An 18,764-nucleotide genomic window follows, 5' to 3' on the forward strand; every position below is an offset into this window, starting at 1 on the left:
GCACCGATGAACGTCAATTTCTCCGCCTGGTCGATCCGCAAGCCGGTTCCGGCGATCCTGCTCTTCGTCGTGCTCTGCGTGCTCGGGCTGCTCGCCTTCTCGAAGCTGCCGGTCACGCGCTTCCCGAATATCGACGTGCCGCTGGTCTCGGTCACCGTGACGCAGTCCGGCGCGGCGCCGGCCGAGCTCGAAAGCCAGGTCAGCAAGCGCGTCGAGGACACCGTCGCCAATATCACCGGCGTGAAGCACGTCACCTCGACGCTGACCGACGGCCAGTCGCTGACGCTGATCGAGTTCCGGCTGGAGACCAATACCGACCGGGCCGTCAACGACGTCAAGGACGCCATCGCCAAGATCCGCGCCGACCTGCCGCGCACCATCGACGAGCCGATCATCCAGCGCATCGATGTCGAGGGCCAGTCGATCCTGACCTATGGCGCGGCCTCGGCCGGCATGACGCTGGAGCAGCTCTCCTGGCATGTCGACGATGTCGTCGCGCGCGAATTGCAGGGTCTGAAGGGCGTCGGCCGGGTCGAGCGCTATGGCGGCGTCGATCGCGAGATCCGCATCTCGCTCGATCCCGACCGCCTGCTGGCGCTCGGCATCACCGCCGGCGAGGTCAACCGCCAGATCCGCGCCACCAATGTCGATCTCGCCGGCGGGCGCGGCGAGGTCGGTGGCCAGGAGCAGGCGATCCGTACGCTCGCCGGCGCGCGCACCGTCGCCGAGCTGGCCGAGACCAAGATCACGCTCTCGGGCGGGCGCGAGGTGCGCCTGAAGGAGCTCGGCCGCGTCGAGGATTCCAATTCCGAGCCGCGCGCCTTCGGCCGCCTGAACAAGAGCCCGGTCGTCACCTTCGCGGTGTTCCGCTCGAAGGGATCGAGCGAGCTCTCGGTCAAGGATGTCGTGGCGCAGCGCGTGGCGGAGCTGAACAAGCGCTTCCCCGATATCCAGATCACGCCGATCGACGACGCCGTCGCCTATACCTACGGCAACTACAAGGCGGCGATGGAGACGCTGCTGGAGGGTGCGGCGCTCGCCGTCATCGTCGTCTTCCTGTTCCTGCGCAACTGGCGGGCGACGCTGATCACGGCGGTGGCGCTGCCGCTCTCGGCGATCCCGACCTTCTGGGCGATGGAGCTGATGGGCTTCTCGCTCAATCTCGTCAGCCTGCTCGGCATCACACTGGTGACCGGTATCCTCGTCGACGACGCCATCGTCGAGATCGAGAACATCGTCCGGCACATGAAGATGGGCAAATCGCCCTATCGCGCGGCTATGGAGGCGGCCGACGAGATCGGTCTCGCGGTCATCGCGATCACGCTGACCATCGTCGCGATCTTTGCGCCGGTCTCCTTCATGGGCGGCGTCGCCGGCCAGTATTTCCGCCAGTTCGGCCTCACCGTCGCGGTCGCCGTGCTGTTCTCGCTGCTTGTGGCACGCCTGATCACGCCGATGATGGCGGCCTATCTGATGCGGCCGGTCGACCATGCCGATCCGAAGGACGGCTGGATCATGGGCGCCTATGTCGGCCTGCTCAAGAACACGCTGAAGAAGCGGCGCATCCCCTTCTTCCCGCGCTTCGACGGCACCGGGCGCTGGCGGACGATGCCGTTCAACACGGCCTATGCGACGCTCGTCGTCGGCTTCATGTTCCTGGTCGGCTCGATCCAGGCGACGCAGATGCTGCCGACCGGCTTCATCCCGGACGAGGATACCTCGCGCGTCGTGGCCAGCGTCGAACTGCCGCCGGGCTCGACGCTGGAGGATACCCGCGTCACCACCGACAAGCTCGTCGACGTCCTGAAGACGATCCCCGAGGTGCGCGATGTCTTCGTGCTCGGCGGGGCCTCGCCGACCGGCCAGCGCGAGGTGCGCCGCGCCGCGGTGTTCATCCTGCTCAAGCCCAAGGCCGAGCGCGACATCGCCCAGAAGGAGCTGAAGGTCACGATCGCCGAGAAGCTCGCCAGCGTGCCGGATGTGCGCGCCTGGTACGTCAACGAGCGCGGCGAGCGCGAGATGGCCTTCTCGATCCTGTCCAAGGACGGCGAGGCGCTGGATGCGGCGGTGGCCAAGATCGAGGCGCGGATGCGCCAGGTCGACGGCTATCTCAACGTTGCCACGGCGGGCTCGCTGAGCCGGCCGGAACTGCGCGTCACGCCGAAGCTGGAGGAGGCCGCCAATCTCGGCGTCACGCCGGAGGCGATCTCGGAAGCGGTGCGCGTCGCCACGATCGGCGATGTCGGGCCGAATCTTGCCAAGTTCAACGCGGGCGACCGGCTGGTGCCGATCCGCGTCCAGCTCGACGAGGCCGCGCGCACCGACATGCGCAACATCGCGGCGCTGCGCGTGACCAATGCGAATGGCGTCTCGATCCCGCTGACGGCGGTGGCCGAGATCGGCTTCGGCGAGGGCCCGAGCTCGATCGATCGCTACGATCGCGTCCGCCGTGCCCAGATCGGCGCCGACCTGAAGCGCGGCTTCGAGCTCGGCACGGCGCAAGACAAGTTCCAGGAGATCGTTAGGGAGGTCGGCCTGCCGGATGGAGTCTGGATCGCCGCGACGGGCGATGCCGAAATCCAGGGCGAGGTCGTGCAGGGCTTCATCACCGCGATGACGACCGGCCTGATGCTGGTGCTGGCGGTGCTGATCCTGCTGTTCGGCTCGGTCTTCCAGCCGATCACGATCCTGCTCTCGCTGCCGCTCTCCTTCGGCGGCGTGGTGATCGCGCTGCTCGCGACCAACAATGCCGTCTCGATGCCGGTCTATATCGGCCTGCTCATGCTGATGGGCATCGTCACCAAGAACGCGATCATGCTGGTCGATTTCGCGGTCGAGGAGGTCGGACGCGGCAAGGACCGCTTCACGGCGCTGATCGAGGCCGGCCGCAAGCGGGCAAGGCCGATCCTGATGACCACGATCGCGATGGCGGCGGGCATGCTGCCCTCGGCCTATGGCGTCGGCGACGGCGGCGAGTTCCGCGCGCCGATGGCGATCGCGGTGATCGGCGGCCTGATCGTCTCGACCGTGCTCTCGCTGGTCTTCGTGCCGTCCTTCTACATGGTGATGGACGATCTCTCGCGGGCGACGGGCTGGCTCTTCGGCCGTTTCCTCGGCAAGGCCGAGGACGAAAGCAGCTGGGAGCCGATCGACGAGCACGCGGCCGCCGCGATCGCGACGGCGGAAGCGATGTCGAAGCCGGCCGCGCCGCGCATGGCGGCGGAGTGAGGCATCAGGGCTGCTGCTGGAGTTCGAGCGGGAAGGGCGTGCGCTCGTAGATGTCTTCGAGGCCGTTGCGGGCGACGAAGCCGTCTTCCCATCCGTGGAGGAGGGAGGCGACTCCGGCACGGTCTCCATCGGCGATCAACGCGCCAAGTTCCGAAGCTTTCTCGTAATCGGCGCGCGGCCATGAAGTCATGCGGAGATGCGTGTCCTTGATGTCCTCGTAGACCGCGAGGGATTCCTCCCAGCGCCCCAAGGCTGCCGCGATGGCGAGGCGATAGGGTGGGTAATGATTGAGCCAGCCGTCATATTCATGAGACCGTGGCACTCCCTCGATTCGAAACATGTCCTCGATCGCCTGCACACGGCGCAGCATCGGCAGAATGTTCGTCTCGATTTCCTCGACTGCCGTTTCCATGAAACCAGCTTCCGACCACCGGCTCGGCTTACCACGGGGCAGCCAGAAGGATTCGGCGGAGAAACCTCCCACCGAGCGGAAAGGTCCGAAGCAATGCCCGACATGCCAAGAAAAATCCGGATCATCGGCACGTGACGTGCGGTCGATCGAGATAGAGCGAGAGACATGCTGCATCGGTCTCAGCACGAGGTAGGGCACCTTGAAGATGTAATGATCTTTCACGACAAGATCGTCGTTGCGAGCCGTTAAGCGAGCGAAAAGCGTCTTGATCTGCTTCTTCGTCGTCAACCTTTTGGCCTCACCGCTATGACGATTACGCGGAGGATCGGCTTGAATCCCATCGCCGCCGCATTTGCTATAATTTCAGCCCGTCGGTCTGGCAAATTGGCGCGGCCGGTCTTCAGATCGTAAACGCAAAGTGTGCCATCTCGGCGATATTCATAAGCATCTACGCGGATCGATCCAGGATAACCATAAGGCACTTCTCCGCCGCCTGCTCCCTCAACACGCTCCTTGATGTATGATCGTTCGGCTTCGAAGTTGCTGTCACGTAGATCTTTGACGAATCTTGCGAAGCCTGTGTGAACGCTCGTTCCGTAAACGGCTCGCGACGGGTAGAGCTCTGGAGAGCCAGCGGCATTGGCGGCGCGGTCGGCAAGCGCCTGGACGTCGGGTAAACGCCGGCAAGCCAGTTGCGCCTCTTCCTGCGACACACATCCGGCATAAAGCAGCTCAAGCGCTCCGCTGGTACTGAAGCCGGGCCGATAATCCCGGGCATTGAAGCCCATGACGGCGTGCTGGCCATCGCTGCTGTTTAATTGCGACTGCCAGTTGAATAGGGCGGCTCCGCCGCCAATGATCATTGGCAACGTTTTGTCCGCGTAAGCCGGCTGCACCGTCGCATCGACCTCCGGCCCGGACGGAGTCCAGATCGTGCGGGCGACGAGATCGCCATCGGGGCCGCCGTCATAGATCGACTGGACGTTGCCGGTCGTTTCGAAACTGACCGCGTTGCCATCGGCGAAGGTGACGGTCTGGCGTTCGTCGAAACCGGCGGCGCGCGAGGCGGCATATTCCGACTGGATCGTCGTGCCCTCGCCGTCCGTGATGCTCTGCTCGAAGATCGAGCCGTCCTCGTTCCAGCTTTCGCCGAGCGAGGACCAACCGGTATCGGCACCCAGCGAGCTGCCATCGGGAGAAAGCGGATCTCCTCCGCCGGAGCCACCACCGCCGCCCGCGCCGCTGGTCCATTGCCCGCCGCCGGCATTGCCGGAGGGCACGCGCGGCTGGTCCGGGTTGTACTTGCGGTGCCAATGATCGCGCCGGATCAGGCAGAGCTCGTCGCGCAGCCGCAGCAGGCGAAGCCGGGCGACGCGAAGCTCGCGATCGGCATTGGGGCGATGGAGGATCGGCATGAGGGGCTCCTGGACGGGAGCCCCAGTGTGATGCCGCTACGGCATGCGGGAATAAGTTGGGGTGGACCTCAGTCCGCCAGGGCCTGCCGGCGCGCCAGCGCGTCCCGATAGGCCTGGGTCAGCTCGTCGAGTACGGATTGCTCCGGCTTGGGAGCGTCGAGATGGAGATGCCTCAGCTCCTGCATGAAGCGCTCCCAGAGCGCCGGGCCGCCTTCGCTAAGGAGTTCGGCGCGGATCGAGAGTTCCTCGGTCACCGGCAGGAAGTTCCGGCCCCATTCGCCCATCGCGGCGAAGACCGGGACAAGGGCTATGCCCATCTCGGTCAGGCTGTAGATCGCCTTCTGCTTGTGGCTGGCGTCGTCGCGGCGCGAGAGCAGGCCCTTCTCGACGAGGCGCTTCAGGCGGTCGGCGAGGATGTTCGAGGCGATGCCTTCGTCGGATTTAGCCAGCATCTCGCGGAAATGCCGGCGGTTTCCGAACATGATGTCGCGGAGCACGATCAGGCTCCAGCGATCGCCCAGGATTTCCAGCGTCAGATTGATCGGACAGCCCGAACGGCCGGTCTCGCGCATGCTCGTCTCCAAAACCGCTTGCAATATAGGATCGGTTTCGCTATCCATCAACCAGTTGCAAATCGAAACTGGTTTTAACCGGACACGGCAGGAGGACGCGATGGCCAAGGTGATCGTCTGGAATCTGATGACGCTGGAAGGGTTCTTCGAGGGCAAGGAGAAGTGGGATCTCGGCTTTCACGCCGATGCCTGGGGCGACGAATTGTCCGAACTCAGCAGCGATTTCGGCCACAAGGCCGGGCTGCTCGTCTTCGGCCGCGTCACCTATGAGGGCATGAAGGCCTATTGGACCTCGGCCGAGGAGGAGGGCGAGACCAAGGCTTTCATGAACGCCCTGCCGAAGCTCGTGGCTTCACGCAGCCTGACAAGCTCCGACTGGAACAACACCACGGTGACGGCGGGTATCACGGGTGAGATCACGCGCCGGAAAGCCGAGGCCGGCAAGGACATCTATGTCTTCGGCAGCGCCGAGCTGACGGAGTCTCTGCTCGCGGCGGGGCTCGTCGACGAGGTCATGATCGCGGTCGCGCCGGTCACGATCGGGCAGGGAACGCCCCTGTTCAAGCCGAACGCGCAGAAGCGCCACTATGCGCTGATCGCGGCCCGTCCTCTGAAGAACGGCACCGTGATCCTGCATTACGGCGTCAAGGCCGCGGCCTGACGGCGCGGGCTCAGCCGCGCCGGACCATCAGCACGGCGGCGAGAATGGCGACGCCGCCGAAGGCCTGGACCGGTGTCGGCTGCTCGCCGAACAGCGCCCAGGCGGCGAGCACGCTGACCAGCGCCGGCCAGACCATGACGAGCGAGGCGGCGCCGGCGCCATAGCTGCCGAGCGAGAGCGTGATCAGGCCCTGGCCCAGTGCATGCGAGACGAGGCCGAGCGCAGCGACGGCAAGCCAGCCCTGCAGGTTCGCCGGGACGACTTGCTCGCCCAGCATCAGCGCGGCGGCAAGGCAGAACACGGCGCAGATGATGCTGGAGACGAGGCTGACATAGCCGGCGCCGGCCTTGTCGCGGGCGCGGCGCACCGCGAGGATATAGGCGGCGTAGGACAGGGCCGCACCGACCGCGAGCCCGTCGCCGAAGAGATTGCCGGTCACCTGCCCGCCACCGGTGAATTTCGGCAGCACCAGCAGGATGGCACCGGCAACCGCCAGCGTCAGTGCGCCGAGGATGCGCCGCGAGGGCTTGTCGCCGAGCAAGAGCCAGCCGCCGAGCACGACGCCGACCGGCGAGAGATTGCCGAGCAGCGAGGCGTTCGCGATCGTCGTATGGCCGAGCGCGGCATTGTAGAGCGTGACGTCGATGCCGAAGGTCAGGCCGGCGAGTGCCACCGCGATGAAGGCGCCGTTGCCGATCTTGCCGGCTGTGGGGTTGCGCTGTTCCAGCGCGGTCCAGGCGATCAGCACCGGCACGGCGAAGAGCATGCGCCAGAAGCCGGCTGCGGCCGGGCCGACATCGGCCAAGCGCACGAAGATGCCGGAAAAGCCGATGCAGGTGGCGCCGGTGAGCAGCGCGATGAACATCGCCAGCGCGGGCGATGCGGGCCGGACGGGAATGGCAGGGGCGGACATGATCGTTTCTGACGATTGGGGAAGCCAGCTTCGGCCGCGACGGCGCGCTCTGCCCAGCTTCGTTCGCCCGATGATATAGGCCGCTTCCTTCAATCGGAAAAACGGATTATTCTGATTTAACCATTCTTAAAATCGATCGATCGCGCGCGTTCCAAGGAGGCACGTCATGACCGCTCATTTCGACCTCGCCGCGCTCGGCATGCTGGTGGCCGTGGCGGAGACCGGCGGCTTCACCGCCGCGAGCGCCCGGCTCGGCCGGACGCAATCGGCGATCTCGGTGCGTATTCAGGATCTCGAGAACCAGCTCGGCCACAAGCTGCTGGAGCGCTCGCGCCGTGGCGTGACGCCGACCGATGCAGGCGAGCGCCTGATCGCCCATGCGCGGCGGCTGCTGGCGGTCGAGCGCGAGGCGCTGGCCGATCTCGCCGGCGAGACGCCGACGGGGCGCCTGCGCATCGGCGTGCCCGACGATTACATGGACGCCTATCTCCGGCCGCTGATCGCGCGCTTCGCGGTCGAGCATCCCAAGGTCGAGCTCGAAGTCCATTGCGATCTCTCCAAGCGGATCGAACCGGCGCTCAAGGCCGGCGAGCTCGACCTCGCGGTGGTCTCGCAGGATCCGAGCCGGCCTATGGGCGAGGTGCTCCGCCGCGAGCCGATGATCTGGGTCGCGGCACGCGGCCACCGGCCGGAACTGCAGGAGACGCTGCCGCTCGCCCTGTTCTCCGAGGGTTGCCGGGCGCGCTCGCGCATCCTCGGGGCGCTGAACAGCGCAGGCAAAGCGCATCGGCTCGTGTTCTCCTGTTCGCACACCTCCGGCGTGCTCTCGGCGGTGGAAGGCGGCTTCTGCGTCACCGCGATCACCGAAAGCGCCGTGCCGCCCTCGCTGCGCCGGCTCGGCGCGGCCGAGGGGCTGCCGCCGCTGTTCGAACTGACCGTCGGGCTGATCATGGCGCCGCGCCCGGGGCTGGCGGCGCAGCGCTTCGCCGATGCGCTCCGCGAGGAGATGAGCGCTTTCCGGCAGGCGGCGTGATCCGGTCCATTGCCCTCAGGCTTTGGCGGGCTTAAAGCCAAGATAATCATTTCCCTCAGGCGTCATCCCGGGCGTAGCGAAGCGCAGGCCCGGGATCCATGCCGGAACGGTTCAGGCATGGATCCCGGATTGGCGCCGCTCACGCGGCTTGTCCGGGATGACGGCGTGTTTCAGTTTCCGGTTTCAGAAACGATCCGATCTCATGAAATTTCTCGACCAGGCCAAGATCTATGTGAAGGCGGGTGACGGCGGCGCCGGCTGCGTCTCGTTCCGCCGCGAAAAATTCATCGAGTTCGGCGGGCCCAATGGCGGCGACGGCGGGCGCGGCGGCGATATCGTCGTCGAATGCGTGCAGGGCCTGAACACGCTGATCGACTTCCGCTTCCAGCAGCATTTCAAAGCCAAGACCGGCGAGCACGGCATGGGCAAGGATCGCCATGGCGCGAATTCGCCGGCGATCGTGCTCAAGGTGCCGCCGGGCACCGAGATCCTCGACGAGGACGGCGAGACCAAGGTCGCCGACCTGACCGAGCCCGGCCAGCGCTTCGTTTTGTGCAAGGGCGGCAATGGCGGCTTCGGCAACGCCTATTTCAAGACGGCGACCAACCAGGCGCCGCGCCATGCCAATCCCGGCCTGCCGGGCGAGGAGCGCTGGGTCTGGCTGCGGCTGAAGCTGATCGCCGATGCCGGGCTCGTTGGTTTGCCCAATGCCGGCAAGTCGACCTTCCTTGCCACCGTCACGGCGGCGAAGCCCAAGATCGCCGATTATCCCTTCACGACGCTGCATCCCGGCCTCGGCGTTGTGCGCGTCGACGGGCGCGAGATGGTGCTGGCCGATATTCCCGGCCTGATCGAGGGCGCGCATGAAGGCCATGGCCTCGGCGACCGCTTCCTCGGCCATATCGAGCGCTGCCGCGTGCTGCTGCATCTGGTCGAAGGCACCAGCGAGCATGCCGGCAAGGCCTACAAGACCGTGCGCGAGGAGCTGGAGGCTTATGGCGAGGGGCTGGCCGAGAAGCCGGAGATCGTCGCGCTCTCCAAGGTCGATGCGCTGACACCGGAGGTGCTCAAGGAGCAGGTCGCACGGCTGAAGCGGGCGGCCAAGCGCATGCCGATCATTCTCTCGGCGGCTTCGGGCGAGGGCGTCGACGCGTCGCTGCGCGCGCTCTTCGCCATCGTCGAGGAAGCCCGCCGCGACGAAGAGCGCGAGAACGCTCCGGTTCAGGAGACCGGCTGGCGGCCCTGACGCTTGGGGCTTTTGTACGGAACCTCTTGGTCATCCCGGACAAGCCGCGTGAGCGGCGCCGATCCGGGATCCATGCTTGAACCGTTCCGGAATGGATCCCGGGTCTGCGCTTCGCTACGCCCGGGATGACCGCGCGTTTCTCAGCTTATTTCCGAGATGCCTGAGGCAATGTCGCCTCAACGGCAATCCAACCGGTCAAAGGCCCAGCTCGGCGAGCACTGCCCACTCAGGTCAGGGCACCGCGCGCCGCGACCGGCCAGAGCGCCTCGACATGGGCGTCCGGCCCGTGCAGGCCGCGGACGCAGACATACCAGTCGTGCAGGTTGACCGTCGGGTCGCAATGGCCGGGGATCAGCAGCAGGCGGTCGCCGCGATGCGGCACTGCTACGGGATCGCCGGTCAACACGCCGTGCTCGTCGGAGGGTTTCGTGTAGATCACGCCCTCGCGGCGGAAGGGCACGGGCATGCCGGAATCGACTGCCGCGGCCTTGTGGCCGGCATCGACGACGGCGCGGTCCGGCACCGGCTTGCTCATCACGCCGGCGAGGACGAAGAGCGCGTGCTCGAAGCTGCGGAAGGGCGTGCCGTCGGCCTGGCGGTTGCGGGCATAGTCGGCGTCCATGAAGATGTAAGAGCCGGGCTGGATCTCGTTCCAGATGCCCGACTGCGTCTCCAGTTCATGGGTGCCGGTGCCGGCACCGGTGACGATTTCGCAGGGCAGGCCGTGATGCTTGAGCCGCTCGATCGTGTTGCGGGCGGCAAGTCCTGCGCGCTCGATCGCCTCGCGCCGCTCGTCGATCGAGCGCATGTGCTGGGCGGAGCCGTGATAGGCGTGGATGCCGGCGAAACGCAGGGTATTGGAGCGCGTGATCGCTTCCGCCAGCCGGACGGCGGCCTCGCCGGGAGCGGCGCCGCAGCGTCGGCCGCCGACATCGATCTCGACATAGACATCGAGCGTTACGTCATGGCGGGCCGCCGCTTCCGCCGCCTCGCGCACGCCGTCGGGATGATCGACGCAAAGGCCGATCTTCGCCGAGCGGGCAAGGCGGGCGAGACGATCCAGCTTGGCCGCGCCGACGATCTCGTTGGTGACCAGCACGTCGCCGACGCCGCCAGCAACCAGAACCTCCGCTTCGCCGACCTTCTGGCAGCACTGCCCGACCGCGCCATGGGCGATCTGGCGCAGCGCGATCTCCGGGCTCTTGTGCGACTTGGCATGGGGCCGGAGCCGGATGCCATGAGCCTGTGTGAAAGCCGCCATGGCGACGAGATTGCGCTCGAACGCGTCGAGATCGAGCACGAGGGCGGGGGTTTCGATCTCGGCGAAGCTCTGGCCGGGCTGGGCCGGCGGGGAAAGCGGCATGAAGTCTCCTGAGTCGGTTGTGGCCATGGGAAGACAGCTTCGTGTCCGTAGCAAGGCCCCCCTGTCGGGCCCGGGCATGCGCCAGTGGCGCTTGCGGGGCGGCCATGATAGGCCCCCGGCATGAAGATCGGCCGCGTCACCGACGATACCCTCGCGCTCTTTGCCCGTGTCTGGCGCGAGCAGATCAGTTCCTATCTCCCGCAGATGCTGATGATTCTCGGCCTCGTCGTGGTCATCGCCGTGACGACGAGTTTCTATCCGCTGTTGATCAAGGCGGCGTTCGACGCCTTTGCCGACCCGCTGACCGCCGAATCGACCGGCTTCGTCCGGCGCATGGAACGGCTGGTCTCGAAGTCGATCGGCTACGATATCGGCGTCATCAACGCGGTCGCGACCGTCGTGGTGATCGTGACCGCGATCAAGGGCTTCTCCCTGCTCGCCCAGACGGTGATGACCAACAATGTCGTCAGCCGGATCGAGGCGAACATGCAGACGGCGCTCTACGGCCATCTGATCGATGCCGATCTCGCGCAGTTGCAGCGCGAGAATCCGGCCTCGCTCACACAGCGCTTCACCACCGATTTCACCTTCGTCAAGGAAGCGCTGACGCGCATCGTCAATATCGCGATCCGCGACGTGGTCACCGCGATCGCGCTGGTGGGCGCGCTGATCTGGATCGACTGGCAGATGACGCTGGTCGTGCTCCTGATCGCGCCGGTGATCGCCCATCCGATCGGTAAGATCGGCCGCAAGCTCCGGCGGATGGCCAATTCCCAGCAGGAACAGACCGGCCTGATGGCCAATCTCGTCACCGAGAGCCTGCAGGGCGCACGCGTCGCCAAGACCGACCGGCTCGAACCCTATCTGAAGACGCGGGCCGCCAATGCCTTCGAGGCGATCCGGGCGCTCAAGATGAAAGCGGCCAATGCGCGCGGACGGCTCGATCCGCTGCTCGAGGTCGGCGGCGGCCTGGCCGTTGCCGGCGTGCTCGCCGCCATCGGCGTGCGCATCACCTCCGGTAACTCCACGGTCGGCGATTTCACCGGCTATGTCTCGGCGCTCCTGCTCGCGGCCCAGCCGATGCGCTCGCTCGGCAATCTCAACGCCATCGTCCAGGAGGCCGGGGCGTCGTTGAAGCGCTATTACGCGCTGATGGACGAGAAGCCGCGGGTGCTCGACCGGCCGGATGCGAAGCCGCTCGCGGTCGGGGCCGGCGAGGTCGCCTTCCGCCATCTGCGATTCCGCTACCGCGAGGACCAACGCGCGCTGGAGGGCATCGATCTCGTCGCGCAGGGCGGCAGGACGATGGCGCTGGTCGGGCGTTCGGGTTCGGGCAAATCGACCTTGCTGGCGCTGGTGCCGCGCCTCTACGACCCGACCGAGGGCCGCATCGAGATCGACGGCCAGGACCTGCGCAACGTCACGCTGAGGAGCCTGCGCCGGCAGGTTGGCGTCGTCAGTCAGGATGTCGTGCTGTTCGACGACAGCGTGCGGGCCAATATCGCCTTCGGACGGCCGGAAGCCTCGGAGGAGGAGATCGTCGCCGCGGCGAAGGCCGCCGCCGCGCATGAATTCATCATGGCGATGCCGGGCGGCTACGATGCGCCCGTCGGCGAGCGCGGACACAAGCTCTCGGGCGGCGAGCGCCAGCGCATCGCGATCGCGCGCGCCATCCTGAAGAACGCGCCGATCCTGCTGCTCGACGAGGCAACGAGCGCGCTCGACACGGAATCCGAACGATTGGTCCAGCAGGCACTGGCGTCACTGATGAAGGGGCGCACGACCATCGTCATCGCGCACCGGCTTTCGACCATCCGCGAGGCCGACCTGATCGTCGTGATGGACGAGGGCAAGGTCGTCGAGACCGGCAGCCATGACGAATTGCTGGCCCGCGACGGCGCCTATGCGCGGCTGCACCGGATGCAGTTTCTGGAAGGCTGAGCAGGATTGTCCTGGCTTGGAACCACGCCGTCATCCCGGGCTTGACCCGGGATCCATTCCGGAGCGCTGCCGACTGAAGGTTCAGGCATGGATCCCGGATCTCCGCTCCGCTGCGTCCGGGATGACCCGCGTTTCTGTGAACCAGGGTGAGCTTAACCCGCAGACTGCTTCTGTGCCGCGTTGAGCTCGACGGCGAAACCGGCATCCAGCGGTGCGCCATCGCTCCAGCAATGGCGGACGATGGCGATGCGGCCCGAATCGATCAGGCTGTTCTCGTCGCCCGGCCGGCTGGTATGCGGGCGACCGCGCCGGATGCGCCAGACGATCTTCTCGCCTTCTTCAGAGACGATATCCGCCGCGCCGGCGATCTTGTCGCGGCCGATGCTGGCGATGCCGATCTCGGCCGGCAGTTCCTTTGGCAGGTTGACGCTCAGGAACGTGCCTTCGCGGGTCCATTGCGCGCGTGCCCGCCAGAGACTCGCGATCAGGGCGGCAAGTGCCGTCACATCGCGCTCCTCGGAGGTGCCGCCCTTGGTGCGGGAGAAGCCGATGGCGGGGAGGTTCCAGAAGCTTGCCTCGCGGGCGATCGAGAGCGTGCCGGAATAGGCGGCGTCCTCGGCGGCATTGCGCCCGTCATTGACACCGGAGAGCACGAGATCGGGGGGGCCGCCGTCGCGGAAGAGCACGGTCATGGCCGCGACGACGCAATCGGCCGGGGTGCCGTTCAGCGCATAGACCTGGCTTTCGCGCCGGCTGAGCGTCAGGTCCTTGTCGAAGGAGAGGTGGTGGCTGGCCGCCGTCCATTTCCGCTCGGGCGCGACGACCCAGATGTCGGTAGCGACGCGCGCGGCAGCCTTGCGCAGCAGGGTGATCCCGGGAGCGTCGATGCCGTCGTCATTGGCGATGAGGATGCGCATGATCAGATCTCGATGGTATCGCCCGGCCTGAGACCCGTGACGAGCTTGGGGATGTCGGCAGCCAGCGTGGCGGCGGTCGCGGCATCGCAGGAATGGGCGAGGATGCGGGCGGCGCCGCTTGCCGCTGCGATCGCGATGTTCTCCGGCAATGTCGGATGGGTCGGGAAGCGCAGCCATTCGGCCTCGCCCGCAGCCAGCATCAGGTCGGCGGGGCTCCCCTTGGGGATGCCGCCGGTCAGAAGGACCGGATGGCGCTCGCGGCGGGCCTGGGCGAGCGCGGCCTTGGACGGCCCGGCGAGCCCCATGCCGTCATCGACGAGCAGGGCTGCGGCGGGGAGCGGCTGTCCCTCTTCCCAGAGCAAGGCCTCGGCGAAGCGCGCCGAGAGAATGTCGGCAGCACGGGGTTTCAGCCATGTCGAGGCCGCGGTCTGCTGGGCGAGAGCCTCGCGCATCGTGGGATGGATGGCGATGGGCGTCTCGATCAACCCGATCAGCTCGACGGAGCGGCCGGAAAGCGGCGTCGGCAGCACCGCGCCCTGCGGATGCGCCGAGAGCCAGCGCCTGATGGCGGAGCCGCGCTCGGCGGCAGGGATGCGATCCGCACCATAGGAGGCATCGACCAGCAGCAGGTCGCAAGGTGGCAGCGCGTCCATGGCGAAAACGGGGCTCGCCGGCACGACATCGCCGCAATAGCCGAGACTGCGGCGGTCGGCGCTCAGATGGCACCAGATGCCGCCGACGACATGGCCGCTGCGGCCGGCGCGGATCGCGATCGGGCCGATGGCGAAATCCGCGCCGGGAGCGATGATCTCGACGGGGGCCTGCCTGGCGAGCTCCCGCTCTTCCGGCGTGGCATAGGCGGCGAGCGTCGCGTCGGTTTCGCTCGCCGATTCGGTGCTCATCAGGATGCGGCCGGCAAAGCCGTTGGCGAGGCACCAGCCCAGCGCCGCGACATGGTCCTCATGGGCGTGGGTGACGATGATCGCGTCGATGCGTTCGAGCTCGGCGCGCGTGATCGCCGGATGATAGGCGGCCCCTTTTGCGCTGGTATCGACGCCGACATCGAGCAGGAGCCGGGTTCCGCCATGCTCGACGCCGATGCAGGTCCGGCCCTTCTCGCCGACCCCGCCATGGATCCTCAGTTTCATGCCGCCGGTCTCACGCCGCCTTGTCCAGGGAGACGCTCTCCGGAATGATCCAGCCGTCGCTGATGGCGATGCGGATGGCTTCGCCGGCCTGGGCCGGGGCGGGCTCGGCCGCGTCGAGATGCAGGACGATGTCCTGATTGCTGGCGGGGCGTGCTTCCATGCGGAAGAAGCCACCCTGATAGGACAGGCGCTCGACCGTGGCCGGGAGGCCGTCCTGCCCGGCTCCGGCGATGCCGATATCACGGGCGCGCAGGCAGAGTTTTGCCTGCCCGGTGACGGCTTGATCGGGCCGGCAGCGCACGACGGCCTCGACGCCGAGCACGCTGACCTTGCAGCGGCCGGCCTGTGGCGCGGACAGGATCGTCGCCGGCAGCACCATGCCTTCGCCGATGAAGCCGGCGACAGTCACATTGGCGGGTTCGCGATAGAGCAGCGAGGGCGTCGCGAGCTGGAGCAGGCGGCCGCGATCCATCACGGCGATGCGATCTGCCAGCGCCATGGCCTCGGCCTGGTCATGGGTGATGTAGACCATCGTCGTGCCGGTGCGCTCGTGGAAGCGGGAGAATTCCTCTTCCATCGAGGCGCGCAGATGGACGTCGAGATTGGCGAGCGGTTCGTCGAGCAGTACGAGCGAGGGCTCGGTGACGAGGCAGCGGGCGAGCGCGACGCGCTGGCGCTGTCCGCCGGAGAGCAGGCCCGGCCGGCGCTCCGCAAAGCCGTTCAGCCCGACGAGATCGAGCGCGGCGGCGACGCGCTTCGAACGCTCGGGATCGCGCACGCCGGCGACGGTGAGCCCGTAGGCGACGTTTTCGGCCACGGTCATATGCGGCCAGAGCGCATAGGACTGGAAGACGATGCCGAGCTTGCGATGCTCCGGCGGGATATGGCTCTGCGCCGAAGAGACGAGCCGGTCGCCGATGCTGATCCGGCCGCCGTCGAGCTTGTCGAAGCCGGCGATCTGGCGCAGCAGCGTGGTCTTGCCGCAGCCGGAAGGGCCGAGCACCGCCAGGAACTCACCGTCCTCGACCGCGATCGAGACGTCGTCGAGCGCGAGATAGGAGCCGAAGCGCTTCTGCGCGCGGTCGATGGTCAGTCGCGCCACGGCAGGACTCCCTGGGGCAATTTCTGGGCGAAGAGGGTGGTCGAGGCCATCAGGCCGACGGTGACGACGACGGTGATCGCCGCCAGCGCCGAGGCATAGGTGGAATCGCCGCCCTGCTCGAAGGAGAAGACGACGACGCCGAGCGTCTCCGCGCCCGAGGACCAGAGCAGGGCCGAGACGGTGAGCTCGTTGAAGGCGGTGAGGAAGACCAGGAGCGCACCCGCGACAGCGGCCGGCGCGACCAGCGGGAAGATGATGGTGACGAGGCGGCGCGGCAGGCCGGCGCCCGCGATCTGGGCGGCCTCCTCCAGCGTGCGGTCGATCTGGAGATAGCCGCTGATGACAGGCCTCAGGCCCAGCACTAGGAAGCGGGCGAGATAGGCGAAGACGATGATCCAGATCGTGTTGTAGAGCGAGACGTTCAGCACCGGCAGCGGCTTGAGGAAGAGCAGGATCGCGGCGATGGCGAGCACGACGCCGGGCATGGCGTAGGGCAGTTCGGCCGCGAGATTGAGCAGACGCAGGGCGCGGGACTTCTTCCAGACGATGAAATAGCCGAGCGGCACGCAGATCAGCACGATCAGGGTCGCCGCGCCCGCCGACATCAGGAAGGAATTGATGAAGGCACGCTTCGAGGCGGCATGCTCGAACAGGACATAGGCGTAGTTGGCGAGCGTCGCGGTCTTCGCATTGAGCGGCACGCCGAAGGCGGGGATCAGCGAGGTCGAGAGCAGGCCGAGGAAGGGCATGGCGAGCACCAAGATCGCGAAGGCCCATAGCCCGATCTCGACCGGGCGGCGCCAGCGGCCGAGCTCGAACGGGCGCGCCGCGCTCGAGGTCGTGGTGATCCGGAAATCGCGCCGGCGCAGCATCAGGTCCTGCAGGAGGATGCCGGCCATCGCGATGATCCCGATCAGCAGGGAGAGGATTGCGACCTCGGAGAGCACGCCGGGCCCGAGGCCGGCCAAGCGCTGGTAGATCAGCGTCGGCAGAACGAGGAAATTGCCGGGAATGCCGAGGAAGGCGGGGATGCCGAAATTGCCGAGGCTGGAGACGAAGCAGAGCGCAATGCCGGCGACGAGCGGCGGCGTCATCAGCGGCAGGACGACGGTGCGCAGAACGGTCAGCGGGCTTGCGCCGGCGGCGAGGCCGGCCTCGATCAGCTCCTTGGGCAGGGCGCGCAGGCCCGCGCGCAGGGTCAGGAAGACCAGGGGCGCATATTGCAGGCCGAGCAGCAGGATGATGCCTTCACGCGAATAGAGCGGGTTGCGGCTGCCGAGCGGCGGGGCCATGCCGATGAGCTTGAGCAGCGTGCTCGACGGGCCGAAGAGCTGGAGCCAGGCCAGCGCCGTGACCTGCGGCGCGATCATCAGCGGCAGCACGAAGCAGAAGGTGAAGGCGTTGCGGGCGCGGATATCGGTCAGCGTCGCCAGAAGCGCGACGGTGCCGCCGATCAGCGTGGCGAGGATCGTGCCGGCAATGGCGGTGGTCAGGCTGTTCCAGGTCGCCGTCCAGGTCGCCGGGCTCGCCATCACCTTGCCGAGCGCCGTCGCCGAGAGCTGGCCGCCGGGGGCGAGGCCCTCGACGACCAGGCGCCCGATCGGCAATAGCGACAGGAGCGCGACGAGGCCGACGAGCCCCCAGAGGAGGCCCGTCTCCTCGACGCGCGTGCGCAGCGTCGCGGGATCGGCGAGGGACATGCGCACCGCGTCCGGGCTCAGTTGCCGAACATGGTGGCGAAGCGGGCCTTGTCGGCCTCGGTCGCCTTGACCACGGCCGCGATGTCGGAGGCCATGACGTTGATCTTGGTGCCTTCCGGCAGCCAGGACGGCGAGCCGATGCTGGGCTTGGCCGGGATATAGCCCATCCAGAGCGCCAGCTTCTGCCCGGCATCGGAAAGGATGAAGTCGACGAAGGCCTTCGCGGCGGCCTCGTTCTTGGTCGACTTGATGATGGCGACGGGTTCGGTCACGGCCGGCGCGCCTTCCTTCGGGAAGACGAAGTCGATCGGCGAGCCCTGCTTCTTGGCGTTATAGGCCATGAAGTCGACGAGGACGCCGTAGGATTTCTCGCCGCTGGCGACGGATTTCAGCACCGCGCCGTTGCCGCGCACGGCAACGGCCTCGTTGGCCTTCAGCCCTTCGAACAGCTTCCAGCCGAGATCGGGGCGGGCCGTCATGGTCGAGAGCATGATCGCGGCCGCGCCCGAATAGAGCGGGCTCGGCATCGAGATCTGGCTCTTGTAGGCGGGCTTGTCGAGATCGGTCCAGGAGGTCGGCTTCTCCTTGGCGGCGGTGTTGTAGGCGATGCCGGTGGTGATCAGCTTCGAGCCGAAATAGGTCTTGTCGGCGTCGAAGGAGCCAGCCTGGAAGCCGTCGGTCTTGGCGCCGGGATAGGCGAGGAGCTGCTTCTGGGCCTTCAGGATCTCCATGCTCGCGGCATCCGCGATCAGGAGGACGTCGGCGCCGGGCTGGCCGGCCGAGATCTCGGCGGCGAGCTTGCCCATCACCTCGGTCGTGCCGGAGCGGAAGATGTCGACTTCGACGCTGGGATAGGCCTTCTTGAAGGCGGCGACGGTCTGGGTCGCGTCCTTCTCCGGCTGCGAGGTGTAAAGCACGAGCTTGCCCGACGGGGCCTGCGCGAAGGCGGGCGCGGCAGCAAGCAGGGCGGCGGCAGCGGTCATCATCAGGCCGTGTCGCGTGAAGCGGCGTCGTGTCAGGGTCATGATCTCATCTCCTCCGTTGTCGCGATGCCGACCTTTACGCCAGATGCGCCGGTCGATCTTCGTGTCAGATCGTCATGTCAGGTCGTCT

Annotated in this window: 15 protein-coding genes; 5 read left to right on the top strand and 10 right to left on the bottom strand. The window is 67.0% G+C overall.

Annotation, left to right across the window (positions count from 1 at the left end; all coding sequences use genetic code 11):
- The first annotated feature begins 6 nt into the window (after positions 1 to 6).
- Positions 7 to 3,228 (top strand): efflux RND transporter permease subunit, encoded by a 3,222-nt coding sequence (locus WFK61_RS03810; RefSeq protein ID WP_336810206.1) that lies wholly within the window; start codon positions 7 to 9, stop codon positions 3,226 to 3,228.
- 4 nt (positions 3,229 to 3,232) lie between these two features.
- Here the strand turns inward: WFK61_RS03810 and WFK61_RS03815 are convergent, their stop codons facing one another.
- The 3 genes from WFK61_RS03815 to WFK61_RS03825 all read right to left on the bottom strand — a co-directional run bounded on the left by WFK61_RS03815 (position 3,233) and on the right by WFK61_RS03825 (position 5,627).
- Positions 3,233 to 3,928: a hypothetical protein gene (locus WFK61_RS03815; RefSeq protein WP_336810207.1), complete on the bottom strand. Its 696-nt coding sequence runs from the start codon at positions 3,926 to 3,928 to the stop codon at positions 3,233 to 3,235.
- Positions 3,925 to 5,055, bottom strand: a complete 1,131-nt coding sequence (locus tag WFK61_RS03820; RefSeq protein WP_336810208.1) for a hypothetical protein — start codon at positions 5,053 to 5,055, stop codon at positions 3,925 to 3,927. The genes WFK61_RS03815 and WFK61_RS03820 overlap by 4 nt, the downstream gene beginning before the upstream one ends.
- 68 nt (positions 5,056 to 5,123) lie before the next feature.
- Positions 5,124 to 5,627, bottom strand: coding sequence for a winged helix-turn-helix transcriptional regulator (locus WFK61_RS03825; RefSeq protein WP_336810209.1), 504 nt, complete (start codon positions 5,625 to 5,627; stop codon positions 5,124 to 5,126).
- A 100-nt stretch (positions 5,628 to 5,727) separates the two neighbouring features.
- On the opposite strand from WFK61_RS03825, the gene WFK61_RS03830 reads away from it, so the two are divergent.
- Positions 5,728 to 6,288, top strand: coding sequence for a dihydrofolate reductase family protein (locus tag WFK61_RS03830; protein ID WP_336810210.1), 561 nt, complete (start codon positions 5,728 to 5,730; stop codon positions 6,286 to 6,288).
- Between the two features lie 10 nt (positions 6,289 to 6,298).
- Here WFK61_RS03830 and WFK61_RS03835 read toward each other — a convergent pair whose 3' ends face one another.
- Positions 6,299 to 7,201 carry a DMT family transporter gene (locus WFK61_RS03835; RefSeq protein WP_336810211.1) on the bottom strand — a complete coding sequence of 301 codons (903 nt, stop codon included), beginning with the start codon at positions 7,199 to 7,201 and terminating at the stop codon, positions 6,299 to 6,301.
- 166 nt (positions 7,202 to 7,367) lie between these two features.
- On the opposite strand from WFK61_RS03835, the gene WFK61_RS03840 reads away from it, so the two are divergent.
- Positions 7,368 to 8,234: a LysR family transcriptional regulator gene (locus tag WFK61_RS03840; RefSeq protein ID WP_336810212.1), complete on the top strand. Its 867-nt coding sequence runs from the start codon at positions 7,368 to 7,370 to the stop codon at positions 8,232 to 8,234.
- Positions 8,235 to 8,436: 202 nt separating this feature from the next.
- Positions 8,437 to 9,480 (top strand): GTPase ObgE, encoded by a 1,044-nt coding sequence (obgE, locus tag WFK61_RS03845; protein ID WP_336810213.1) that lies wholly within the window; start codon positions 8,437 to 8,439, stop codon positions 9,478 to 9,480.
- 226 nt (positions 9,481 to 9,706) lie between these two features.
- Here obgE and WFK61_RS03850 read toward each other — a convergent pair whose 3' ends face one another.
- Entirely contained in the window at positions 9,707 to 10,843 is a 1,137-nt protein-coding gene (locus tag WFK61_RS03850) for a DSD1 family PLP-dependent enzyme (protein ID WP_336810214.1), read from the bottom strand.
- Positions 10,844 to 10,963: 120 nt separating this feature from the next.
- Here WFK61_RS03850 and WFK61_RS03855 point away from each other — a divergent pair, with 120 nt between their 5' ends.
- Complete coding sequence (locus WFK61_RS03855) at positions 10,964 to 12,784, top strand: ABC transporter ATP-binding protein (RefSeq protein ID WP_336810215.1); 1,821 nt, start codon at positions 10,964 to 10,966, stop codon at positions 12,782 to 12,784.
- 152 nt (positions 12,785 to 12,936) lie between these two features.
- On the opposite strand, the gene surE is transcribed toward WFK61_RS03855, so the two are convergent.
- From surE to WFK61_RS03880, 5 genes are read right to left on the bottom strand one after another with little or no spacing between them, the layout of a single operon-like run.
- Positions 12,937 to 13,701 carry a 5'/3'-nucleotidase SurE gene (surE, locus tag WFK61_RS03860; protein WP_336810216.1) on the bottom strand — a complete coding sequence of 255 codons (765 nt, stop codon included), beginning with the start codon at positions 13,699 to 13,701 and terminating at the stop codon, positions 12,937 to 12,939.
- Positions 13,702 to 13,703: 2 nt separating this feature from the next.
- The gene (locus WFK61_RS03865; protein ID WP_336810217.1) at positions 13,704 to 14,849 is read right to left on the bottom strand and encodes an MBL fold metallo-hydrolase; all 1,146 of its coding nucleotides are present in this window, start codon (positions 14,847 to 14,849) and stop codon (positions 13,704 to 13,706) included.
- Positions 14,850 to 14,859: 10 nt separating this feature from the next.
- The gene (locus WFK61_RS03870) at positions 14,860 to 15,951 is read right to left on the bottom strand and encodes an ABC transporter ATP-binding protein (protein WP_336810218.1); all 1,092 of its coding nucleotides are present in this window, start codon (positions 15,949 to 15,951) and stop codon (positions 14,860 to 14,862) included.
- Positions 15,939 to 17,651 carry an ABC transporter permease gene (locus WFK61_RS03875; RefSeq protein ID WP_336810219.1) on the bottom strand — a complete coding sequence of 571 codons (1,713 nt, stop codon included), beginning with the start codon at positions 17,649 to 17,651 and terminating at the stop codon, positions 15,939 to 15,941. The genes WFK61_RS03870 and WFK61_RS03875 overlap by 13 nt, the downstream gene beginning before the upstream one ends.
- 17 nt (positions 17,652 to 17,668) lie before the next feature.
- The gene (locus WFK61_RS03880; RefSeq protein WP_442896257.1) at positions 17,669 to 18,676 is read right to left on the bottom strand and encodes an ABC transporter substrate-binding protein; all 1,008 of its coding nucleotides are present in this window, start codon (positions 18,674 to 18,676) and stop codon (positions 17,669 to 17,671) included.
- Positions 18,677 to 18,764: the final 88 nt, after the last annotated feature.

The sequence above is a fragment of the Allobosea sp. MMO-172 genome (assembly GCF_037147855.1).
Classification (GTDB): Bacteria; Pseudomonadota; Alphaproteobacteria; order Rhizobiales; family Beijerinckiaceae; genus Allobosea.

Bases quoted from the DNA above. Each gene is read 5' to 3' on its own strand.
- WFK61_RS03865 (WP_336810217.1), bottom strand. From the start codon at position 14,849: ATGAAACTGAGGATCCATGGCGGGGTCGGCGAGAAGGGCCGGACCTGC.
- WFK61_RS03835 (WP_336810211.1), bottom strand. From the start codon at position 7,201: ATGTCCGCCCCTGCCATTCCCGTCCGGCCCGCATCGCCCGCGCTGGCG.
- WFK61_RS03880 (WP_442896257.1), bottom strand. From the start codon at position 18,676: ATGACCCTGACACGACGCCGCTTCACGCGACACGGCCTGATGATGACC.
- WFK61_RS03840 (WP_336810212.1), top strand. From the start codon at position 7,368: ATGACCGCTCATTTCGACCTCGCCGCGCTCGGCATGCTGGTGGCCGTG.
- WFK61_RS03810 (WP_336810206.1), top strand. From the start codon at position 7: ATGAACGTCAATTTCTCCGCCTGGTCGATCCGCAAGCCGGTTCCGGCG.
- WFK61_RS03850 (WP_336810214.1), bottom strand. From the start codon at position 10,843: ATGCCGCTTTCCCCGCCGGCCCAGCCCGGCCAGAGCTTCGCCGAGATC.
- WFK61_RS03825 (WP_336810209.1), bottom strand. From the start codon at position 5,627: ATGCGCGAGACCGGCCGTTCGGGCTGTCCGATCAATCTGACGCTGGAA.
- WFK61_RS03830 (WP_336810210.1), top strand. From the start codon at position 5,728: ATGGCCAAGGTGATCGTCTGGAATCTGATGACGCTGGAAGGGTTCTTC.
- WFK61_RS03820 (WP_336810208.1), bottom strand. From the start codon at position 5,055: ATGCCGATCCTCCATCGCCCCAATGCCGATCGCGAGCTTCGCGTCGCC.
- WFK61_RS03855 (WP_336810215.1), top strand. From the start codon at position 10,964: ATGAAGATCGGCCGCGTCACCGACGATACCCTCGCGCTCTTTGCCCGT.
- WFK61_RS03875 (WP_336810219.1), bottom strand. From the start codon at position 17,651: ATGTCCCTCGCCGATCCCGCGACGCTGCGCACGCGCGTCGAGGAGACG.
- obgE (WP_336810213.1), top strand. From the start codon at position 8,437: ATGAAATTTCTCGACCAGGCCAAGATCTATGTGAAGGCGGGTGACGGC.
- surE (WP_336810216.1), bottom strand. From the start codon at position 13,701: ATGCGCATCCTCATCGCCAATGACGACGGCATCGACGCTCCCGGGATC.